At 54.9% G+C, this 19,683-nt stretch carries 27 protein-coding genes and 1 pseudogene; 24 read left to right on the plus strand and 4 right to left on the minus strand.

Annotated features, from left to right (window positions below; genetic code table 11):
• The 24 genes and pseudogenes from ACR652_RS18420 to ACR652_RS18535 form a co-directional block, all read left to right on the plus strand.
• A pseudogene (locus ACR652_RS18420) lies at window positions 1-202 on the plus strand (hypothetical protein); the annotation flags it as partial.
• A 60-nt stretch (window positions 203-262) separates the two neighbouring features.
• Entirely contained in the window at window positions 263-721 is a 459-nt protein-coding gene (locus ACR652_RS18425; protein WP_434507930.1) for a hypothetical protein, read from the plus strand.
• Window positions 722-739: 18 nt separating this feature from the next.
• A complete protein-coding gene (locus ACR652_RS18430; RefSeq protein WP_434507931.1) occupies window positions 740-1,156 on the plus strand; it encodes a DUF4054 domain-containing protein in 417 nt (138 codons plus the stop codon).
• A complete protein-coding gene (locus ACR652_RS18435; protein WP_434507932.1) occupies window positions 1,153-1,644 on the plus strand; it encodes a hypothetical protein in 492 nt (163 codons plus the stop codon). Before ACR652_RS18430 ends, ACR652_RS18435 begins: the two co-directional genes overlap by 4 nt.
• A complete protein-coding gene (locus ACR652_RS18440; protein WP_434507933.1) occupies window positions 1,645-2,016 on the plus strand; it encodes a phage collar protein in 372 nt (123 codons plus the stop codon).
• A complete protein-coding gene (locus ACR652_RS18445; protein WP_434507934.1) occupies window positions 2,009-2,554 on the plus strand; it encodes a phage gateway protein in 546 nt (181 codons plus the stop codon). Before ACR652_RS18440 ends, ACR652_RS18445 begins: the two co-directional genes overlap by 8 nt.
• 11 nt (window positions 2,555-2,565) lie before the next feature.
• A complete protein-coding gene (locus tag ACR652_RS18450; RefSeq protein WP_434507935.1) occupies window positions 2,566-4,062 on the plus strand; it encodes a DUF3383 domain-containing protein in 1,497 nt (498 codons plus the stop codon).
• Between the two features lie 48 nt (window positions 4,063-4,110).
• On the plus strand, window positions 4,111-4,563 hold the full coding sequence (locus ACR652_RS18455) for a phage tail fiber protein (protein WP_434507936.1): 453 nt from the start codon (window positions 4,111-4,113) through the stop codon (window positions 4,561-4,563).
• 2 nt (window positions 4,564-4,565) lie between these two features.
• Window positions 4,566-5,006 (plus strand): hypothetical protein, encoded by a 441-nt coding sequence (locus ACR652_RS18460; protein WP_434507937.1) that lies wholly within the window; start codon window positions 4,566-4,568, stop codon window positions 5,004-5,006.
• 103 nt (window positions 5,007-5,109) lie between these two features.
• Complete coding sequence (locus tag ACR652_RS18465; RefSeq protein WP_434507938.1) at window positions 5,110-6,750, plus strand: hypothetical protein; 1,641 nt, start codon at window positions 5,110-5,112, stop codon at window positions 6,748-6,750.
• Window positions 6,750-7,286: a phage baseplate protein gene (locus tag ACR652_RS18470; RefSeq protein WP_434507939.1), complete on the plus strand. Its 537-nt coding sequence runs from the start codon at window positions 6,750-6,752 to the stop codon at window positions 7,284-7,286. Before ACR652_RS18465 ends, ACR652_RS18470 begins: the two co-directional genes overlap by 1 nt.
• Window positions 7,283-7,591 (plus strand): phage baseplate plug family protein, encoded by a 309-nt coding sequence (locus ACR652_RS18475; RefSeq protein ID WP_434507940.1) that lies wholly within the window; start codon window positions 7,283-7,285, stop codon window positions 7,589-7,591. Before ACR652_RS18470 ends, ACR652_RS18475 begins: the two co-directional genes overlap by 4 nt.
• Window positions 7,588-8,415: a baseplate hub protein gene (locus ACR652_RS18480; RefSeq protein WP_434507941.1), complete on the plus strand. Its 828-nt coding sequence runs from the start codon at window positions 7,588-7,590 to the stop codon at window positions 8,413-8,415. Before ACR652_RS18475 ends, ACR652_RS18480 begins: the two co-directional genes overlap by 4 nt.
• Complete coding sequence (locus ACR652_RS18485; RefSeq protein WP_434507942.1) at window positions 8,405-9,085, plus strand: Gp138 family membrane-puncturing spike protein; 681 nt, start codon at window positions 8,405-8,407, stop codon at window positions 9,083-9,085. The genes ACR652_RS18480 and ACR652_RS18485 overlap by 11 nt, the downstream gene beginning before the upstream one ends.
• Window positions 9,082-9,429: a hypothetical protein gene (locus ACR652_RS18490; RefSeq protein ID WP_434507943.1), complete on the plus strand. Its 348-nt coding sequence runs from the start codon at window positions 9,082-9,084 to the stop codon at window positions 9,427-9,429. The genes ACR652_RS18485 and ACR652_RS18490 overlap by 4 nt, the downstream gene beginning before the upstream one ends.
• Complete coding sequence (locus ACR652_RS18495) at window positions 9,422-10,618, plus strand: baseplate J/gp47 family protein (RefSeq protein ID WP_434507944.1); 1,197 nt, start codon at window positions 9,422-9,424, stop codon at window positions 10,616-10,618. Before ACR652_RS18490 ends, ACR652_RS18495 begins: the two co-directional genes overlap by 8 nt.
• On the plus strand, window positions 10,615-11,265 hold the full coding sequence (locus ACR652_RS18500) for a DUF2612 domain-containing protein (RefSeq protein WP_434507945.1): 651 nt from the start codon (window positions 10,615-10,617) through the stop codon (window positions 11,263-11,265). Before ACR652_RS18495 ends, ACR652_RS18500 begins: the two co-directional genes overlap by 4 nt.
• Before the next feature lie 2 nt (window positions 11,266-11,267).
• Complete coding sequence (locus ACR652_RS18505) at window positions 11,268-12,419, plus strand: gp53-like domain-containing protein (protein ID WP_434507946.1); 1,152 nt, start codon at window positions 11,268-11,270, stop codon at window positions 12,417-12,419.
• 12 nt (window positions 12,420-12,431) lie between these two features.
• On the plus strand, window positions 12,432-12,761 hold the full coding sequence (locus tag ACR652_RS18510) for a hypothetical protein (protein WP_434507947.1): 330 nt from the start codon (window positions 12,432-12,434) through the stop codon (window positions 12,759-12,761).
• 8 nt (window positions 12,762-12,769) lie between these two features.
• On the plus strand, window positions 12,770-13,753 hold the full coding sequence (locus ACR652_RS18515; protein WP_434507948.1) for an SGNH/GDSL hydrolase family protein: 984 nt from the start codon (window positions 12,770-12,772) through the stop codon (window positions 13,751-13,753).
• Between the two features lie 61 nt (window positions 13,754-13,814).
• Window positions 13,815-14,159, plus strand: a complete 345-nt coding sequence (locus tag ACR652_RS18520; protein WP_434507949.1) for a hypothetical protein — start codon at window positions 13,815-13,817, stop codon at window positions 14,157-14,159.
• A gap of 77 nt (window positions 14,160-14,236) precedes the next feature.
• On the plus strand, window positions 14,237-14,443 hold the full coding sequence (locus ACR652_RS18525; protein WP_434507950.1) for a hypothetical protein: 207 nt from the start codon (window positions 14,237-14,239) through the stop codon (window positions 14,441-14,443).
• Window positions 14,431-14,922: a TIGR02594 family protein gene (locus ACR652_RS18530; protein ID WP_434507951.1), complete on the plus strand. Its 492-nt coding sequence runs from the start codon at window positions 14,431-14,433 to the stop codon at window positions 14,920-14,922. The genes ACR652_RS18525 and ACR652_RS18530 overlap by 13 nt, the downstream gene beginning before the upstream one ends.
• Window positions 14,919-15,419, plus strand: coding sequence for a hypothetical protein (locus tag ACR652_RS18535; RefSeq protein WP_434507952.1), 501 nt, complete (start codon window positions 14,919-14,921; stop codon window positions 15,417-15,419). The genes ACR652_RS18530 and ACR652_RS18535 overlap by 4 nt, the downstream gene beginning before the upstream one ends.
• 502 nt (window positions 15,420-15,921) lie before the next feature.
• Here ACR652_RS18535 and ACR652_RS18540 read toward each other — a convergent pair.
• The 4 genes from ACR652_RS18540 to ACR652_RS18555 all read right to left on the minus strand — a co-directional run bounded on the left by ACR652_RS18540 (window position 15,922) and on the right by ACR652_RS18555 (window position 19,638).
• Window positions 15,922-16,116, minus strand: coding sequence for a hypothetical protein (locus tag ACR652_RS18540; protein WP_434507953.1), 195 nt, complete (start codon window positions 16,114-16,116; stop codon window positions 15,922-15,924).
• 15 nt (window positions 16,117-16,131) lie between these two features.
• Entirely contained in the window at window positions 16,132-16,308 is a 177-nt protein-coding gene (locus ACR652_RS18545; protein ID WP_434507954.1) for a hypothetical protein, read from the minus strand.
• 268 nt (window positions 16,309-16,576) lie between these two features.
• Window positions 16,577-18,592 (minus strand): hypothetical protein, encoded by a 2,016-nt coding sequence (locus tag ACR652_RS18550; protein ID WP_434507955.1) that lies wholly within the window; start codon window positions 18,590-18,592, stop codon window positions 16,577-16,579.
• A gap of 98 nt (window positions 18,593-18,690) precedes the next feature.
• The gene (locus ACR652_RS18555; RefSeq protein ID WP_434507956.1) at window positions 18,691-19,638 is read right to left on the minus strand and encodes a hypothetical protein; all 948 of its coding nucleotides are present in this window, start codon (window positions 19,636-19,638) and stop codon (window positions 18,691-18,693) included.
• Between the last annotated feature and the right edge of the window lie 45 nt (window positions 19,639-19,683).

The following is a 19,683-nucleotide window of genomic DNA, read 5'->3' on the forward strand; positions in this document are numbered from 1 at the left end:
GAACGTTGTGTACCTGTACGCCGAGGCAATCGCTGATCAATCCACCGACGGCGGTCGTACCTTTATCCAAGTCGTGCCGAGCAAGTTCCAAGTGCTGGGCGTCGAGCAAAAGGCTAAAGGCTATCTGGAAGACTACACGAACGCGACCGCTGGTATCATGTGCAAGCGTCCGTACGCTGTAATCCGTCGCTCCGGCGCTTAACCTAGCATCACCCCCGGCGAGCATCCGTTCGCCGGGGTTTTACCTTTCGGAGACTCAAAAATGAAATCTGTCTACGTGTACTCGACATTGTCGGCTGACCAACTGTATACAACTTACGTCAAGGGCGGGAACGATATCCCACGTCCCGAACGTACCGTACTGATCAAAGGCGGCGCGAACGTTGCGACCAAACACCTGTTGACCCCTCGCGGCGTCGTCACGCAAGTAACCGCCGAGGAACTGGCGTTACTGCGCGATAACAAGCTGTTCCAGCTTCACGAGAAGAACGGTTACGTCAAGGTCGACACTTCGAAACAAGAGGTCGAAAAGGCCGTTACTGACATGGAGCCTCGCGACGAGTCTAGCCCGCTGGTGCCGGGCGACTTTCAGGTCGACAACAAGCCCGAGCCAGTCTTGAACCTGCCGGACGCACCGCAAGCAAATGAAACTCCGGCCGCGCCTGCAAAGCCTGCCGCCGGCGGTCGCCCAAAAGGCGCACGCTCCCGCAACCGTAAGTAATCAGAAAGGGTCCGAATCGTGTCAGTCATTACGTTCGACATAGCCGCGTTTCGGGCCGCTTTCCCACAATTCACAAGCGATACGACGTTCCCCGATGAAACCTTGCAAGGTTACTGGGACGTCGCGATTGTCTATATCTCCGACTCCGATTATGGTTATCTCGCTGGCGCCGCTCGAACCCGCGCGCTTAACTTGATGACCGCGCACCTTGCCGCGCTGGGCGTACTGATCGCCGCCGGGCAAGTTCCGGGCCTTGTCTCCGGATCGACAGTCGACAAAATATCCGTCACGCTGACGCCTCCGCCGGTTAAAGACCTATTCATGTGGTGGCTCAGCCTCACCCCTTACGGCCAGCAACTCGCCGCGCTGTTGTCGACTTGGTCCGTCGGCGGCATGTATATCGTCGGGCACTATCGCCCTCGGGTAATCAATTGACGACCGTCAAGCGTACGCCCGGACCCGGAGCCGAACGTATACGCTTGTTATTGGCTGGCGTAACGGACAAGGTCGGCAAGGTCGGCTTTTTCCCTTCGAGCAAATATGAGGACGGGACGCCCGTCGCGTACGTTGCGGCTATTCAGGAGTTTGGAAGTCCCGCCCAAGGTATCCCGCCGCGTTCGTTTATGCGCTCCACGATCGCCGAGAAGTCGCCGGAATGGCGCGCCATTGCCGACCAAGGATCGCGCGCCATGCTCAACGGAAACGCTACCGGCGAACAAGTTCTCGAAGCGATCGGGCTGAAAGCGGCCGGCGACATTCGCGAGACGATATCGAAGCTCACGACGCCCGCGCTCAAGCCTGCAACCGTGGCCGCTCGCTTATCTAAACGCGCCGACAAGCAAACCGTCGGGCTACTCACAAAACCGCTGGTCGATACAGGGACCTTACTCAACGCCGTATCCAGCGCAGTAGAGGACAAATAAATGACCCCCGGCTCCAACCTCCTCGCGCAAGCCTTGACCGTGATTGCTCCGCAACTCGCGCAATACTGGGCGGCAACCGGTCGAGAAGTGAATACGGTCGGCATATATGTAACTTCGTTTGCTGAGCCTGTCGACGTGTACGGGAGTATCCAGCCGGTACCGCGCGCGCTGTATGAAAAATACGGTCTAGACTTCAACAAAAATTACGTCACGTTCTACACGACCCGAGCAATCGACGACGTATTCCGCGGTCGATCGGGCGATCAATTGACGTTCGGCGGTAAACGCTGGCAAGTCGAAAGCTCGAACGACTGGCAGTTTGTCGACGGCTGGAACGGGCTTTTATGTATCGAGGTCACGGCTGATGACTGACAATCAAATTTACGCAATATTATTCCCTATCATAAGCGCCGGGCTGGCCGCCCGTAACGTCGTCGTTCCTGCGAATAACATTATTCAAGGCTATCAGCCGACGCAACAGGGTCGACCTATTGGTCCGACAGTTTATCTTAACGCATTGCCCGCAACGCCGCTTGGACATCCCCGCCGTGACTCAATATACGATCCCGATACGCAAGTTATGCGCGACGTCGAGGTACAAACTTACCTCGTGCAATATCAAGCAAACGCGTTGTCGCAACAAACGGCAAGTGATGAAACCCAACTTACTGCGATGGGCATTTTAAAAGCCGTTCGACAAGTCTTGCAAAGCTCGAATACTATTGCTTTGCTAAAGACTGACGGGCTGGCTATACTACGCGTTAACGCATTGCGGAACCCGACTTTCGTAAATGATGAAGGGCGCGCTCAGTATGCGCCGTCTTTTGATTTTACGTTGACATACGACGAAGTATATACGGCCGACGTGCCCGTCGTTGATACGTTTGAGTTTAATCTAAACCGAGTATAGGAGCCTTAATCATGGCGATCAACTTTCGCAAATATGTCGACATTACGTCGGGTATCGGTGCCGGGGCGTCAGTCGCTCGCCGCGACCTGATCGGCCGGCTGTTCAGTACAAACCCCCTCATTCCGACGAAATCCCTGATCGAGTTTGACGATATCGAAAGCGTCCTCGCGTATTTCGGATCGACCTCGGAAGAATACAAGCGCGCCGCGTTCTATTTCGGCTGGATCAGCAAGAACATTACGCGCGCGAAAAAGATCGCCTTTGCCCGCTGGGCCGACGTTGCCGTCGCCGCCCAGATTTTCGGCGACACTGATCAAAAGGCGCTCGCGACTTTCACCGCCATTTCGGACGGTACGTTCATTCTCAACGTTGGCGAGCAAAGCGCAACCGTGACCGGTGTCGACCTGTCCGGCGCCGTGTCCCTTGCCGCGGTTGCCGCGTTGATCGAAGACGCGATCCAACTCGAAGCCGGCTCGCAGTTTACCGACGCAACCGTCGTATACAACGCGACGCGCGGGTCGTTTGACTTCACGTCCGGCGACGTCGGCACGGCGGCAATTTCCGTCGAGGCCGAAGGTACCGGGACCGACTTGCTCGGCCCTCTGGGCTGGACCGGCACAGGTGCGATTCTGTCCGACGGCGCCGACGGCGAGACGATCACGGACGTGCTGACCGAATCCGCCGACGCTTCGAACAATTTCGGGACGTTCCTTTTCATCCCGACCTTGACGATCGAAGAAATCGAAGAAGCGGCAATCTGGAACAATACGCAAAATATTCTGTATATGTTCATGGTGCCGACGACTGACGCTAACGCCTCGGCGTACAGTGCCGCCTTGATCGACTATGCGGGCGTCGCAATCACGCTGTCCGAGACCGCCGATGAGTATCCCGAAATGATCCCTATGATCATTTTGGCCGCGACCGATTACACCGCGCAAAACTCGGTTCAAAACTACATGTACCAAATTTTCGCGGTTACGCCGGGCGTCACTACGACTTTGCAGTCGAACGCGCTTGACGCTTTGCGCGTCAATTACTACGGTCGCACCCAGACCGCGGGCCAGCAAATCGACTTCTATCAACGCGGCACCTTGACCGGTTTGCCGGTTTCGCCTAGCGACATGAATGTGTACGCTAACGAAATCTGGCTCAAGGACGCGGTTGGCGCTTCGATCATGGAACTCTTACTCGCGCTCGCCAAAGTCTCGGCAAACGCGAAGGGTCGTATTCAGATTATCAGCCAGATTCAAGCGGTTATCGGCGAGGCCTTGCGTAACGGCACTATCAGCGTCGGCAAGATTCTCACCAATACGCAAAAGCTGTTCATTGGCGAAATCACCAACGACCCGGACGCATGGCAACAAGTCCAGACGATCGGTTACTGGCTCGATTGTGAAATCCAACGCGTCGACGGCGATCCTGTCGAGTACAAGGCTGTTTACACGCTGGTATACAGCAAAGACGACGTCATTCGCAAGGTCGAAGGTCGTCACGTTCTGATTTAACCGGGCCGGGGGTGCAAACCCCCTCCAACTTTTTAGGAGCATACGATTATGACAACCGATGTAAGCGGCTTTGGAGCGCAGGTACAAATCAAAGCGAGCAACACTTTCCCGCAAGGTTTTGTCGTCTCGCAATTCGCCGACGACGCCGACCCTTTCGATATCCCGTCCGTGCAAATTGCCGATAAAGCTATGGGCTTGAATGGCGATTTGATCACATGGTCGAAAGCCAATCCGATCATGATCACGATCAATGTCGTGCCGGGTTCCGAAGACGACAAGAATCTCGCGATTCTTCTCGAAGCGAACCGTGTCGGCAAGGGTAAATCCGGCGCTCGTGACGAGATTACCGTCGTCGCCGTATACCCGAACGAGGGCACCTTGACCCTGTCCGCTGGCATCATCACGGACGGTTCCCCGGGCAACTCGATTGCCTCGGCTGGTCGCTTGAAATCCAAGGCGTACCAATTCGCATTCGAGAACAAGACGGATACACGAGGATAATCATGCTCGAACCAAAATCTATCGAGGTACAGACGCAAGCGGGCGTCACTCGCACTTACACGATTAGCAAATTCCCGGCCGTTGCCGGGCGTGAAATCGTTGCCAAATACCCGCTGTCCGGTATGCCAAAACTCGGCGATTACGCTGTCAACGAGGAGACCATGCTAAAGCTCATGGCTTTCGTTGCGGCGACTCCGCCGAGCGGCGGCGATCCGGTTCAACTCACGACCCGCGCGCTTGTCGATAATCACGTTCCCGACTGGGAGACGTTGGCAAAGCTGGAAATCGCGATGATGGAATACAACGTTTCTTTTTTCGGGAACGGGCGAGCCTCCGGTTTCTTCGAGGGTATCGCCCAGAAGCTCCCAGCGTTACTTACGAAAATATTGACGGATTCATTGCGACAATTGTCGGAGAAAAACAAGCAACGCTCCACGAACTGAAAACCATTTACACGCTGGAAGACGCTTTTAACTTGTGGGAGGTTATCGTCGTGAACCGTTATAATGAGCATCTTGCAATCGAACATGCAAAGAACAAACGATAATGTCCTCAGTCCTCGAAACCTTTCTGATACTGTTCGAATCCAACGCCGACGACGTCGACAAGGGTACGCAAAAGGCTGAAAAATCCTCCAAGTCTTTAGAGGAGGCCTTGCGCCAAGTCGACGGCCAAACCGACAAGGTCGGCGACGGCTTTCTCAAAATGGCTAGTTCTCTGGGCGGCGCGATCGGTGCCGCCCTTTCTGTCGCTGGCATTACTGCCGCGGTCATGTCTGCCGCCGATAACGCTGACGCACTCGGCGAGTTTTCCGATAAGCTGGGCCTGAATATCGAGGAGGTCAACGCGTGGGGAGACGCCGTTCAAGTCAACGGCGGTACCGCCGAAGGTTTTCGGGGATCGCTTGAGTCGCTTATCGACGGCATGGTCACGTTTGCAACGAAAGGTACGTCGCGCGTTTCGCCGTTCTTTGACGAGCTAGGGATCAAGATGGTCGACGCCGAAGGTAAGGCGCGCGATGTCATGGAGGTATTGCCCGAGCTTGCCGACGCGTTTGAGGGTTTGAGCAAACAAGAATCGGCCGGCCTTGGTCGTAAGCTGGGCCTTGATCAAGGTACGATCATGTTATTGCAACAAGGTCGCCGGGCTGTCGACGAGCAAATCGCAAAGCAAAAGGAACTTGGCACGGTCACAAAAGAGGCCGCGGAAATCGCCGGGAAGTTCAACGACGAGTACGACAATACCGCGAAGGTTTTCCGGTCTCTCTTTACCATTGTCGGCTCGTCCGTTCTCCCGGCGTTAACGGCGATCCTCGGCGGCGTGCAACGGTTCGGAGGGTTCCTCGCTAAGAATTCCGACTTCGTGGTCGGCTTGTTGATTGCGCTCGGGTCGGCCGTCTTGATTTACGCATTGCCGCCGTTCGTATCGTTGGCCGTTGCAGTCGTGACCGCGTTCGCCCCGTTCCTGCTAATGGGCGCCGTTATCGCCGGAGTCTCGATTGCCTTTGCGTTGCTTTACGACGATATCATGAATTTCATCGACGGCAATGACTCCCTAATCGGTCAAATCCTGACGCAATTCCCCATGATCGGCGACGTCATTCAAGGCGTTATCGGTTACGTTAAGGCGCTATGGGATGCGGTAAGCTGGGTTTTCGAGTCGATCGTATCGGTCTTGCAAATATCAATCGAGGGCTGGCGCGTATTGTTTGGCGTTATCGCTGACGGCTTTAGCGGCTTTGTGAGCGGTTCTAGCGTCGTGCAAACCATGCTCGCGACGCTTGCCGAAAATTTCCAATCCTTTAAGGATATCGTCGGCGGTGTATGGGACGGCCTGACCTCCAAGGTTCAAGGCTTTATCAATCTGATCCGCAATGTCATTACGCTGATATCGGGCGTCGCTGGCAAGATTACGGGCGTCCTCGACGGGGTCAAGGCCAATCTGGGTATCGGTGAGGCGCAAGCCGCGATCGCCGAGTCCGGTTCGACCGCAATCAACAATACGTCTTCGAACGCTATCTCTAATAGCTCGAAGTCCGTAAACAAGACGACGAGCGTACAGACCGGCCCTATAACCGTACAAACGCAAGCGACTGACGCCGAAGGTATTGCCGGCGCGATTGGCTCGTCTATGGGTCAGCAAATGAGGCAAGCGGCCTCAACTATCGACGATGGGGTCGCCGCATAATGGCTTTGACTGACGCAAATATCGCAACGGCATCGGCTGACGTGGTCGCAATATTCGACCAGAATTTCCAACAATTATTCACGACGGCGCGCCCGATCAAAGCCGTCGTCAAAGAGGACTCGAAGGTTATGGAACATCCGCTCGAAACGGGCGGCACCATTACGGACCATACGATCATTTTGCCGGTCGAAATCGAGTTGTCGTTGATCCCTACACGGGGCGAATACCGCGACGTCTATCAGCGTATCAAACAGGCGTTTTTGAATCGTACCCTATTGGTCGTTCAAACCAAGTCGGGAACATATCAAAATCAACTCATACAGTCCTTACCACATGACGAAGACCCGGACCTATACGACACGATATCGCTCGCCTTGAAGCTCAAGGAGGTACAGCTTGTCGAGGCGCAATTCGCACGCTTGCCGCCGCGATCCGTACGTAACCCGACCAACGCGTCGACCGTCGATCGTGGTCAGCAACAGCCCAAGGAAAGCACGCGCGACAGTTCGATTTTATTCGGAGTCTTTAACCCATGATCGAAATTGAACTCGCACCGGTGCCAAATCAAAAGTTGACGATTCAGCTTAACGACGAGACTTACGAAATCACGTTGCGCGAGACTGGCGGCGTCATGTCGGCTGACGTCAAGCGCGGCGACGAATATGTCGTGCGTGGCGCTCGCGTCGTTGCCGGGACGCCGCTCGTCCCTTACGAATACCTTATCGAAGGTAATTTTGTATTGAATACAGAAAACGAGGAGTACCCGTCGTACCTCATGTTCGGCACGACCCAAACGCTCCTATACGTTACTGCTGACGAAATCGCCGAGCTTGTCGCATGATCGAACTTGACCCCCGCCTTTTGCGTATTTCGGTCGAAGTTAACGGCGTCATGAAAGCGTATGATCAACTCAACATGCGCGCGACGGGCACCAAGTTTGCAAACGCAAATCAAAACGAGTGCGAGGTCGTACTGACCAATCTCGACAAAGCGACGCGCGACTTTCTTTTGACCGAGACGAGTCCCTTTAATGCAACTCGAACTCCGAAACGCTTTATCGTCGAAGCTGGGCGCGTATCGTACGGTTTGGTTAAGATATTCGAAGGCGTGATTGCCTCAGTCGTACCGACGCAACCTCCTGACATTTCGGTCACGATCAAGGCGCTGACCGGCAACGACAAAAAGTCCGAGGTCATAGCGACCGCTCAGCCGGCGCAAACGTCGCTTCGTCGTATTGCAAGTCAAGTCGCGTCCGATTTGGGCCTTGGCCTTGCGTTTCAGGCGACCGACAAACAGATTGCGAATTACAATTTTACCGGCGGCGCGCTTAAACAAGTCGATAAGCTGGGCGAAGTCGGAGCCGTCGACGCCTTTGTCGACGATAGCCGCTTGATCGTGAAGAACCGCGGCGCCGCGTTAACTGGGCAACTTCGCGTACTGAATGTCGATACCGGCATGATAGGCATTCCCGAGGTCACGGAACGCGGCGTGAAGGTCAAATACTTGCTTGACAATTCGTCCGTACTGGGCGGCGCGTTGCGCCTTGAAAGCGCGATATACCCGACGGTAAACGGTGATTACACTATCTACAAACTAGGCTTTGATATCGCAAACCGCGATACGCCTTTCTATTGGATCGCCGAGGCTTCACGTAATGGCCGCTAATCCTCCCAGTCAAAACCCCGCCGACGAGGACTCGCTAGTCGGCACCTTGCGCTTTGCATTTAACAAGTTTATGCAAGGCGTCGACGGCATGTTGCCGGCAAAAATCATCGCGGTGAGTGGCGATCGAAACAATCCGCGCGTCACTGTCGAACCGCTTATCGCATTGGTCACGACTGGCGGCGCCACGATCAAGCGCGCTCAAATCGCAAGCCTGCCTGTGTTTCAGTTTGGCGCGGGCGGCTTTATGCTGAGCTTTCCGCTTGCCCCGGGGAATTTAGGCTGGATCATGGCAAACGACCGGGACATTTCGATATTTTTAAAGTCGTATGCAAACGCCCGGCCGCAAACGCTACGCAAGACCAACTTCGCCGACGCCGTGTTCATTCCCGACATCATGACCGGCTACACAATCGACGGCGAGGACGCCGGAAACGCCGTTTTACAATCCGCCGACGGTTCGGTTAAGATTGCGCTATGGCCTGACCGCGTTAAGATCACGGCGCCGCTGGTGGAGATTGATAGCGCGCTCGTGACCATGTCGGGCGACTTAACTGTAAACGGCGCTGTCGCAGTCGACGGCGACGTGACAAGCGGTACGATTAGCGTTACTAGTCACATTCATAACGGCGTGCAGTCCGGCGGCGGAACCTCGGGACCTCCTGTACCATGACGAGAGTATTTACAGTCGACGAAAATAACGACCTCGTAATCGCAAGCGACGGTCGTTTGTCTATTTCGGTAGAACTTGAAGCCGTATTGCAGGCTTGCGAGCACGCGGCAAAAGCTCAGCTTACCGAAATGGTCCTCGCTGTCGACGAGGGGGTCCCAAACTTTCAGACGATTTGGAGCGGATCGCCGAACGTCTTGCAATTTGAAGGGTATTTGCGTCGCCAGCTACTTCGCGTTGTCGGCGTGCTGGACATTGCGTCACTTTCCGTTACCGTAAGTAACAACGTTTTGTCGTATACTGCCGTCATCGTGACCGAGTTCGGGCAAGGGGCGTTAAATGGCTAATTATCAATATTTGGATAACTCGGGCGTAATCGTTGCCGATACCGCCGACGTCTTGACGGAAGTCGAGAACGAATACAAAAACGCTTTCGGGCAAGACCTGATCGTAACGCCTGACACTCCGCAAGGCGTTCTCATTACCGCCGAGACTTTGTCGCGCTCAAACGTTATTCGAAATAATGCGGCGCTTGCGAATCAAATCAATCCAAACATTGCGGGCGGCGTTTTCCTTGATGCAATTATGGCGCTCACCGGCACGGCGCGCGATCCTGCCGAACGTTCTACTGTTACCGCAACCCTTACAGGCGTCCCGGGCACGATCGTGCCCGCTGGGGTCATTGCCGCAACGAATCCAGACGGCGACGAATTCGAACTCGTCTCGACGGTCGTCATTGGCGTAGGCGGAACGGTCGACGCGCCGTTTCAGTCCGTCGAGTTCGGTCCGATTGCGGCCGGCGCCGGGGACCTAATCGACATTGTCGACGGCATACTCGGCTGGGAAACAATTACGAATGCCGAGGCGGCGACGCTGGGTCGGCTTGAGCAGTCCGACCAATCTGCCCGATTGTATCGCCGCAATACCCTTGCACTCCAAGGGCAAAGCCAGCCCGAAGCGATCACGTCGGGCCTGTACGCGACCGAGGGCGTCAAGTCGTTGACGTTTCGCGAGAACGTGACCAACGCTTCCGATACGATCGACGGCGTATTGCTTGTCGCTCATTCCATTTACGTATGCGTCGACGGGGGTACCGATCAAGACGTCGCCGAAACTATTTTGCGTAAAAAATCAGCCGGCGCCAACTACAACGGCGGCACGTCGGTTGACGTTGTCGAGCCTTCGAGCGGTCAGACGTATACGGTGTTGTTCGACCGCCCGGCCCCGATCCCAGTCCTCGCGCGCGTAACGATTAAAACCTCCTCGGTCGTTGCCGATCCGGTCGCCGCTATCAAAGAAGCGATATTGGCATACGCCGCCGGCGAGCAGTCCGAGGAGCCGGGATTCACTGTCGGCAATTCTGTCTCGGCGTTCGAGCTTGCGTCGGCAATCAATCGCACATACCCGACAATTTACGTCTCGTTACTTGAGATTGCGTACGCGTCGGACGGTATTTATACGACTGACGCGCTACCGATCGCAATTAACGAAATTGCGACCATTCTCTCCGGATCAATTACGGTAATTATCGCATGAGGATACAGGCGCTCGATTTTTCGATAAATCTGCTACAGGCTATCTTGTGGCAGTATAACGACGCTTTGCGCCTGCAATCCCTGCTAGAGTCAAAACAAGATTGGTATAACGAGCAGTATTCGGAGTTCTGGGACGACTGGGTAAGCGACGTATTCGACTTGCGTACAGCGAACGATTTTGGCCTATCGGTATGGGCCGTTATCCTCAATATCCCTTTGACAATCACGTCGGGGCAGGAGCCTAGCGCGAACCTTTGGGGGTTCGGGCCGTTCCGTAAAAATTTCAATCGAGGCAACTTTGCCCCGTCGACGTCCGGTATCCGTTTGTCGACCGAGCAACGTCGGCTCGTATTGCGCTTGCGATACTTCCAGCTAGTGACGCGCGGCGCGATCCCTGAAATAAATACGTTTTTGAAATACGTTTTCGAAGACTTGGGGGACGTGTATGTACTTGACGGCCTCGATATGACTATGGATTACGTATTTACGTTTGCGCTACCTTCGCAACTTCGTTTCGTATTAGAATCCTACGACATATTGCCGCGCCCCGCCGGGGTCGGCGTTAACTATACGATATTGGTTCGCGACACGTTCGGCTTCGGTCCGTTCCATCGTAACTTTAATCGCGGTACCTTTGGGAGTAATTGATCATGGCGTTAGCTAAATTTTTCCGGTTTCCTTTCGCTACGTCTGGGGATAAGGCGGTCATCCCTGACGCGACGCAACCGGCCGGCACCGTAAGTTACGAGGAGGGTTTTGGCCCCGATTACGAACTTGACCCGGGCGTCGATCCTGCCGCAAAGGACGTTCCTCGCGACGAAACGAATCAGCTTTATTTCGACATTACGACTGCCCTCCGCGAGTACCAAACGTTCGGCGTTCCCGACTATATCGAAGCGTCGCAAAATGGCGGCGTAGCGTTCGAGTACGCAAAGTTCGCTCGGGTACGTTGGACCGACGGCAAGGTGTACGTATCGAAGGTCGACAATAACGCCGACGACCCGACCGTCGCCGCCTCGTGGCAGGTGCTTAACGAAAACGTCGATTTTGTGGCAATCAACACGACGGCATTTAACGGCTCAGTTGTCGACGGCGAGGCTGTTTACTGGACCGGCACCGAGTTCGACGAGGCTGTCGCTGATGGTACGACAGCGCAAAATGTCATCGGCTTCGCTGACGTCACAAACGGCCGCGTTTTCGTGTACGGCGTTTATGCCGGACAACTGTCGGCGCTGACGCCGAACGTCGAGTATTTCCTTTCTACAGCAACGCCCGGGGCAATCACGTCGGTACGTCCGGCCGCGAACGCCGTGTCCGTAGGCGTAGCACGCACCGCGACGGGCTTGCATGTGAATCCTCGCCTCGCAATTCCGGTCGCATCCGAAACTGTCGCGGGTATTGCCGAAAACGCGACGCAAGCGGAAGTCAACGCCGGCTTAGATGACGTTAGATACGTCACCCCTTTAAAGTTGCGATCGGGTTTTGCGATTAGCTTGACCGAAAACGGATATATCAAGTTCCCCGCATGGCTCGGCGGTCTCATTATTCAATGGGCTTTGGCCGCTTCCGACACTACGCTTGCCGCCCAAGGCGGCGCCAGCCAAACAATAACGTTTCCGCTGGCCTTTCCGACCGCCGCTTTTGCCGCAATCCCCGGCACTCGAAGCACGTCGGGGTCTCGATTTTACGTTGCGTATAGCACTTTGACGACGACAAGCGTAACTGTATTGTTAGTTAACCCGACCCCTGTCGGTGGCGGTAGTGGTACGGGTCGTGGCGCTATAATCGCTATTGGTCACTAAGGAGAAACTGTAATGATCGCAAAATTTTCAAAAAAGACCGGGGGAGTTTACCCGATCAACGTTTTCAAACAGTTTCCAAAAGACGCGCTCGATATTCCAGACGACCTTTATGCAGATTTCAAATCCGCAAAAATCGAAGGGTTTGACGTGAGCGACGGCAAAGTCGTTGCCAAAGTTAGCGAGCCTCAAAAAACGTCCGATCCTGCCCAAACGCAAATTGACGAGCTTGAGTTTTCAATCACGCCTCGACGATTAAGAGAAGCCGTTCTTACTGAGTCAGGCGCCAAATGGTTAAGCGAAGTTGACGCCAAAATTCAAGCGTTGCGAGCTAAACTAGGTTAGCGATTGTTATGTCAAAACAAAAAATTAATTTTGGCGCGGGTGTCGCGGCGTTTGGGGACTCGTTCACAAATAGTCAAGGGGCGACGGCTCCCGCGTACGGATACATAAATCGGCTTGCCGCGTCGGTAGGTGGCGGCCTTGCCAATTATGCCGTTTCCGGTCAAGGTACTTACATTGCCGCACGCAACGGCATGGGCGCCCCGCTTCGTCGTCGCAACGTCGTTGCGATACTGGCCGGTTTAAACGACGCTCGGCGAGCCGGGCTTGCCGCTAAAGATAAAATTGTTACGAATCTGAGAGCGTTGATAATCATAAATTTGCTGGCAAGCAATTCGCTCGCATCAAGTTTACCCCGTGTTGGCGCGTGGAAAGTTCTTCCGTCGACGCTTGTTAGCAGATCGTCGGCAAAAGGTGGAAGCGCCTTGTATACTGCCGACATTAACGCGGCAATGACTTATAAATTCAGCGGCGACGCTTTTGTGATCGGTTCGATTACTACTCACACTTTATCGAGTTCGTCATATCAAGATTGGGATTTTCGCGTCGACGGCGGCCCTCGTCAAACGTTTGAAAATTACAATCTGACAAACGAAGCGTACAGCCACAATGCGAGAATCATAAGCGGCCTCGGCGCCGGCCCGCATACCGTTCAAATATTGCCGAAAAGCGCGGTACCTTGGTCGGTTATAGATTATTTTGGCGTACCTCTAGCCGAACCTAAAGCCGCCGGCCCTATTTTGGTGGGGCAAATCCCCTATTTGAAAAACTGGGTTTATCTGGGTTTTACCTTAACGCCTGCAATCGTCGACGAGCTTAATCAGGCAATCGCCGACATGGTCGCAGAATTTGAAGGGTACCCGGTCGCTTTGGTTCGGACCAATGATTTTTATAACACGTTAACCGGCTGTAGCGCAGACGGCATTCACCCAAACAACACGGGGTACGCTCAGATATATTCCGCGTTTATGGATAAACTTGAAATCTGGACTTAAGTTTACGGCGGCGTAATTTTACGGTACAGTTAGCCGCAATAAAAAAGGCGCGGGGTGTATCGTGGAATGGCTCAAAATGCTAGTAAGTGCGAAAGCGTGGGAAGTTGCCGCGGCGCTGGCCGGGGGCTATTTGGCCGCTAAGAATATCGAGAACCTTTCGCGCCGCGAGTTTTTTATCTACCTGATCATCGCCGTACTGTTCGGTTTCATGCTGTCCGATTTTGTTGTATTGTGGTTAACGGAACCGGAGCGAGTGTATCGCCTGTCTCCCGGTGCCGCTGAAAAGCTGTATCCGCTTGCCGTGATAGTGTTTTCGTCGGCTTCGTTCAAGTTGCTCGACGTGTTTTACGGGCTGATCGCGCAGGTCAAGGATATTAAGATCAACTTTTTCAAGGGCAAAAAATGATTATCCTAGCGATAGCCTTACTAACCTTGACGGCCTCGACGTACCTCTCATACGCTTGTTTTTGTATCGTGCATCGCATGAATCATCGCACCCCGTGGTCGACGGCCGTCGCGATCGCCATGATTGCCGCGCTCGCCGCTTATTCGTTCCTGCAATCCGTCGCGTACCTAATCGGGGAATTGCCAGCCGTCCCGCCTGAAATCGCGATCGGTAGTATCATTTTCGCGCTGGTCTTCTTGAATGTTCCGCGCATTGATACCGAGCGTCCCCTATGGCACTTGTAAAGCCCGGCTGGATCGTTGAAGCGGAACGTCACATCGGCTTACGCGAGGTCCCCGGCGTCGCTAACAATCCGACGATCGTCCTATGGCTGACACGCTTAAAGGCGTGGTGGCGCGACGACCTGACGGCGTGGTGCGGTACGTACGTCGCTGAGTGTATGCGGGCCGCTAAGCTCGCATTGCCGACGCGCTGGTACCGCGCTAAAGACTGGCTTAACTGGGGAGTCGAGCTTGCGGCTCCGACGTACGGCTGTGTCGTCGTATTCAATCGTAAGGGCGGCGGTCATGTCGGCTTTGTTGTCGGCCGCGATACGCTGGGTCGACTTCTCGTACTTGGCGGCAATCAAAGCGACGCGGTCAACATTGCGCCGTTTGATATGGCTCGCGTCGCCGGGTATCGCTGGCCGTCCGAGATCAAGTTGCTACGGCAAGAATTACCGACCGTTGCCGCCGTCGGCCTGTCTTCTAAGAACGAAGCGTGATACTAGCCGCGCTATTCTGGCAACCGTCGACCGAGGTCCTATATCGGGACATCGCGGGCGCCAAACAACTTTGCAGTACGTTCCGTTTCAAGCTATCCGTCGCGCCCGGCTATGCTGGCAAGGCTGGCTTTATCGAGTTCGACGCCGCCGGTCGTGTGACCGTGTCGCCGGGCTACGTATGGGACGGCGCGAGCGGGCCGACAATCGACACACTTGACAGCGTTTGCGCGGCGCTAGGGCACGACGTCATGTACGAGCTTATGTCGCTGGGGTTCCTGCCGGTATTCGTGTATAAGAACGTCGCGGATATATGGTTTTATGAACGCTTGCAGGCTGACGGAATGCCACAATTAAGGGCGTGGTATTGGTACAAGGCGGTTTACGTGTTCGGCGTGCCGGGGCTTAGTGACGACCAGATCGTCAAGCGCGCCCCGGTGCCGTTCGATATCAGGCGACCGCAATGGTCTCCGGTGCCGGGATATCATCTAGCAATGTGAGCGACCGGAGATATACTTCGGCGTCTCGTCTGGGTTCTCCAATCGAAACAATGATCGTATCGGGAAAATGCCCCCGACTTTTGACGACCCCCGTCTCCCCCGTGTTGTCGTATCTGATAGCCTCTCCCCGTTTAAACATGTCGACCTCTCCAAAAGTTGATTAAATAATTCGTCTTCGTACGCCTTGGCAAGTTGCGGATCGAGTTCGCTTTGCCGGGCCGCATACTCGCCCTCGTAAAACACGCCGCGCAGGAACGTCGCCGAACGTATCCGACGACGCATACGGGCCGGAGACTCCGGGGCAATCGCCCGGAGTAACCTTGCACGCTGGCGGGCGATCATAATATCGGAAACCTCTTAAAAAGTTGCGTAAAGTACGCCTCAGTTTTTAAACACGCCTCATGATCGTAAAGCTCGTTGATTGCTGGATTTGCAAAAAGCATTGTTAAGTCGCGTTCAATAAGGCGGCTCGGGCGCGTTTCGTTGCCGAAGGTGTTCACGATTAAGCCCGATCCATGCGATAAATGTCGTATTGGCACGCAGCCAAACCTTGAGCGGTAGCGACGGCGCGCAATTCTTCGATATCGTGGAAACCGTAAGCGTGCGCGGGGTTAACTGCAAACATCCAGCCTTGACGATCGCCGAGCGTTGCGCTGTATAACCAACCTTGCCGAATTGCTGAGTATGCGTAATACATGTTCGTATCTCCTAGCTATTTGTTCGAAACGCCGGCTTTGATCGCGATGCAACGGCATTCGACGCAAAGCGGATTGTTAGCGTTTTCTTTGAGAATCCAAAGCGCAGGGCGTCCGGTGGGACCGGCGTCGGCGATATGTTGCAAGTCGCGCTTATTTAGCTTGCGTGCCCATTTAGGTTTTTTCGTTGCCATGTTCGTGTCTCCTGATTACGTTGTCGATGGAGAGACTTTATTCTTTATTGACGAAGCCGTCAATAACTTTATTCATTTATTTTTTATATCGAGTTCGACCGACCGATATGCCAGCCCTTACAAAACTTGCATTTATAAACGTTGATTTTCTCTTTGGTAGCGTTCGGCGATTTGCTCATTGATTGACGGTGCGCGTACGCGTCGTTCATCGAAGCGTGGCGTATCTTGCCTTGACAGGCGTTGCGGCGGAGGCGTCGTTTACTAGCCATTATCGTAAATCGTAATAACCGACGTCGCGCAACATGTCGTCGGCCTTGCGGATATACCAATCGTAATCTATGTCGTTCGGGAACTCGTCGGGTAATTCCATACAAGGCCGGGCACCGTAACTCAAGCTGACCGTATTGCCGTTGCTGGCATACACGATAGGCCCCGGCGAGTTCGTGCCGTAATACCATCTGACGACCTTGCCCAGATACTCCGGCCGTTGCGGCTCAAAGCATGACACGTACGCGGCGCGAGCGTCGGTAATGACGGTACCCTTACGCCATTTGCGACCGTCCTTATACCATCCGTTCGCCTCCAATATGGGCACGATGTCGCGTACGAGGGCGTCTTTTAACGGGCCGTGCCCCCACATTTTAACGCCCCCGCCGTTGACTTTCTGGATCGTGACAAACTTCCGGATGTCCCGGCATTCGCGAATCGTGGTCGCGATCAACGTGCCTTTAGACAGGAACTCAGCGACGGCGTCGGCGCATATTTCGACGTCGGGATTTTTCTTCTCTATCAGCCCGGCCTTGGCGTACTCTCCCTTGCGCTTGACCTCGCCGTCGGATTTGACGGCTATATAATTGTTGACGTCGCGGCTGTATATCGCGCGGTACTCGACGGTTTCCATTTCGAGACCAGTTCGCTTTTGCCATTCCGTGACCAAATGCTCGGACAGTGCGACTTGATCGCGGGGACACTTGACGACGATCCCGTCCGTGTTGGCCGATATCACGTTTATGCCGTAATATTCATGCCATTCAATCAACATGAGCAAGGATAGCTGACCCGTTATCGTCGTCTGAATCATCATTTCAGGAGCGAACAATACGGAATACGGCGAACCGGTCTTACCGAACGTGCCGTTAATCATGATCTTGCCGCCCTCGTTGCCGACCATCGCCTCGACGTACGCCGGGCTTGTCGTGTCGCCGGCCTTTTTGAGTTTGCTTTGCAAGGCCTTTGCGGCTAGTCGCTCCTCTTTAATGGCCGCGTATTCGGTAAGGAACGTTTTCCCCATAGCCGGAGGCCATGCGCCCGAGTTGAGCATCAAAGAGGGGTAATAACTGGCGACGTCGTTGTCACGCAATACGAACTGGTCGTCCGAGACGTGGACCGCCTTTTTCTCCTGCGAGTGTAAGCCGCCGATCCCGATGCTATACGTACTCAGCCCGATCGTGATTTGCAGGCCCTCAAGCTCGGGCGGCATGACGACGGCGCCGTTACCGCCCAGCCGGAACGTCGCGGCCCGTACGATATCAAGCGCGCGTTGCAATGGGGGCGTCGCGAACGCAATGTATTCGGGCACTTGATAGTTAAAGCGGAGGTTCCAGTCGACGTCCGGCTTGTATATGCGCCGTCCGAGGGCCTGTTCGCAACGATGCTTTAGTACGGCCTCGGCGAGTTGCGCGTCGGCCTTACTGCGTAAGTCAAGCCCGTAGCGTTTACCCAGTGCCTCGCGTTGCTGTATTTGTGGCAGTAACGCCGTATAAAGCGATTGCAGTACGTCGAGGTCGTTTTCGCAATAATTCACGATTGCCGCGATTTGCGTGATGTCGAGTTCTGACCCGGGATCGTAGGGGAGGTCTTGCATTTTCTTACAGTGGATACGTCCGGCGTATTGCTTTTGACTGCCGATACCGGGCGCGACTTCCATTACGTCAATATGGTCCGAGGGTTTCCATTCTGGAAGGTTAAGCTCCCACGGTTTCACGCCCTCGACGATAATCCGATCGTTGATGATTTTAAGTTGCGCCGGGTCGTACCCTTGAAGCGCGGCCGTTATCATCGGAACGTCGTAATTGTTGCCGTTGAAACTCACGACCGTAAAGAGGTCGAATATGTTGAGTATGCGCTTCCGCGTCTCGATATCGAAACTCTGCCCGGCATACAGGGGAAACCGTACGACGATACCGGCGTCGGTTTTGAATGCAAGTAACCAAAAGTTTCGATAACATTCAGTATCGTAAAACGCGACCGGGCGGCGCGTGCGTTGCGGCGGTGCTGGGATCATGTGATAACCTTTAAACGGGCCTTACCTCGCATACCCCCGCCCAGCTAACAAACTCGGAGTATGCGAGGTAAGGCCCGCCCTTGCGGGCGGGGTAATGGTTACGGTACCAAATAGCCCTCTTGAATCAACAGCGCGTCGGTCCAGCCGGCCGCGACCATTGCCTCATACGTGGCGCCGTTCGCCTTTGCCGTCATGACTTTGGTCGGCGGCGTCAAGATTGCCGGGTTCGGTACGACGGGGATCGCCGCCGGTGCTGGCGCAGGTGCAGGAGCGCCCGGGATCGGAGGCATACCCGGTACAGGTGTTGCGGCGGGCGGTGCTGGCGCAGGCGCAGGAGCGCCCGGGATCGGAGGCATACCCGGCACGGGGGCGCCCGGTACGGCCGGAGGGGTAAAGCTCGCGATCGGAGTCGTCGACGCGCCCGGGGGCAACGCAACGCCCTTGCCGAACCCCGCCGCCTCAACCGGTGGCCCGCTGACAATCTCGGGACCGTAGCCCGAGAACGCGACGTACGTATGATTGAAGTACAGGCCCGGCGACGCGCTCGGCTTGTTGTCGGTCACGCTGGCGAAGACTTGTACGTAATAACCGGGCTTGACCGCGTCCTTTTCGAGAATCTGTTGCGAGCCGTCAGCGTTGAAAACCTTCGGCGCGTAGCCGCCCGAAAAGCGTACGACCCAGTGCCCGGGATACCCTTCGATATCGCAAGGCTTGCGGCCGGGCTGACCGTTGCGTCCCTTGCCGGGGATTTGGCTGTCGCCGTCAACGATTTTCCATGCGAAGTCGTGACGTTGAGCTTCGCCCGCGGCAAAGGCTTCGTGACCTAGTGCCCAGATAGGCGCACCCCACGCTTCATTCGCCCAGTGTTGTACGCCCGGCGTTTTCGGGATCGCAACGCCAAACGAGTAGTCGACCCGAGCTTGACCGGCATTAGGGCCGCTTTTGACGACGAGCGGCTTGCCGTCGTAATCAGTCGTTTGCGGCTCGTACAACGATCCGTAAACCATACGACCGACCGGCGTCGTAAAATCAATACGTTTACCCATGATATAAAATCTCCTAAGTTAGTAATGCGAAATTGCAGGTTAATA

It is taken from the genome of Methylocystis sp. (assembly GCF_051061225.1).
Taxonomy (GTDB): Bacteria; Pseudomonadota; Alphaproteobacteria; order Rhizobiales; family Beijerinckiaceae; genus Methylocystis.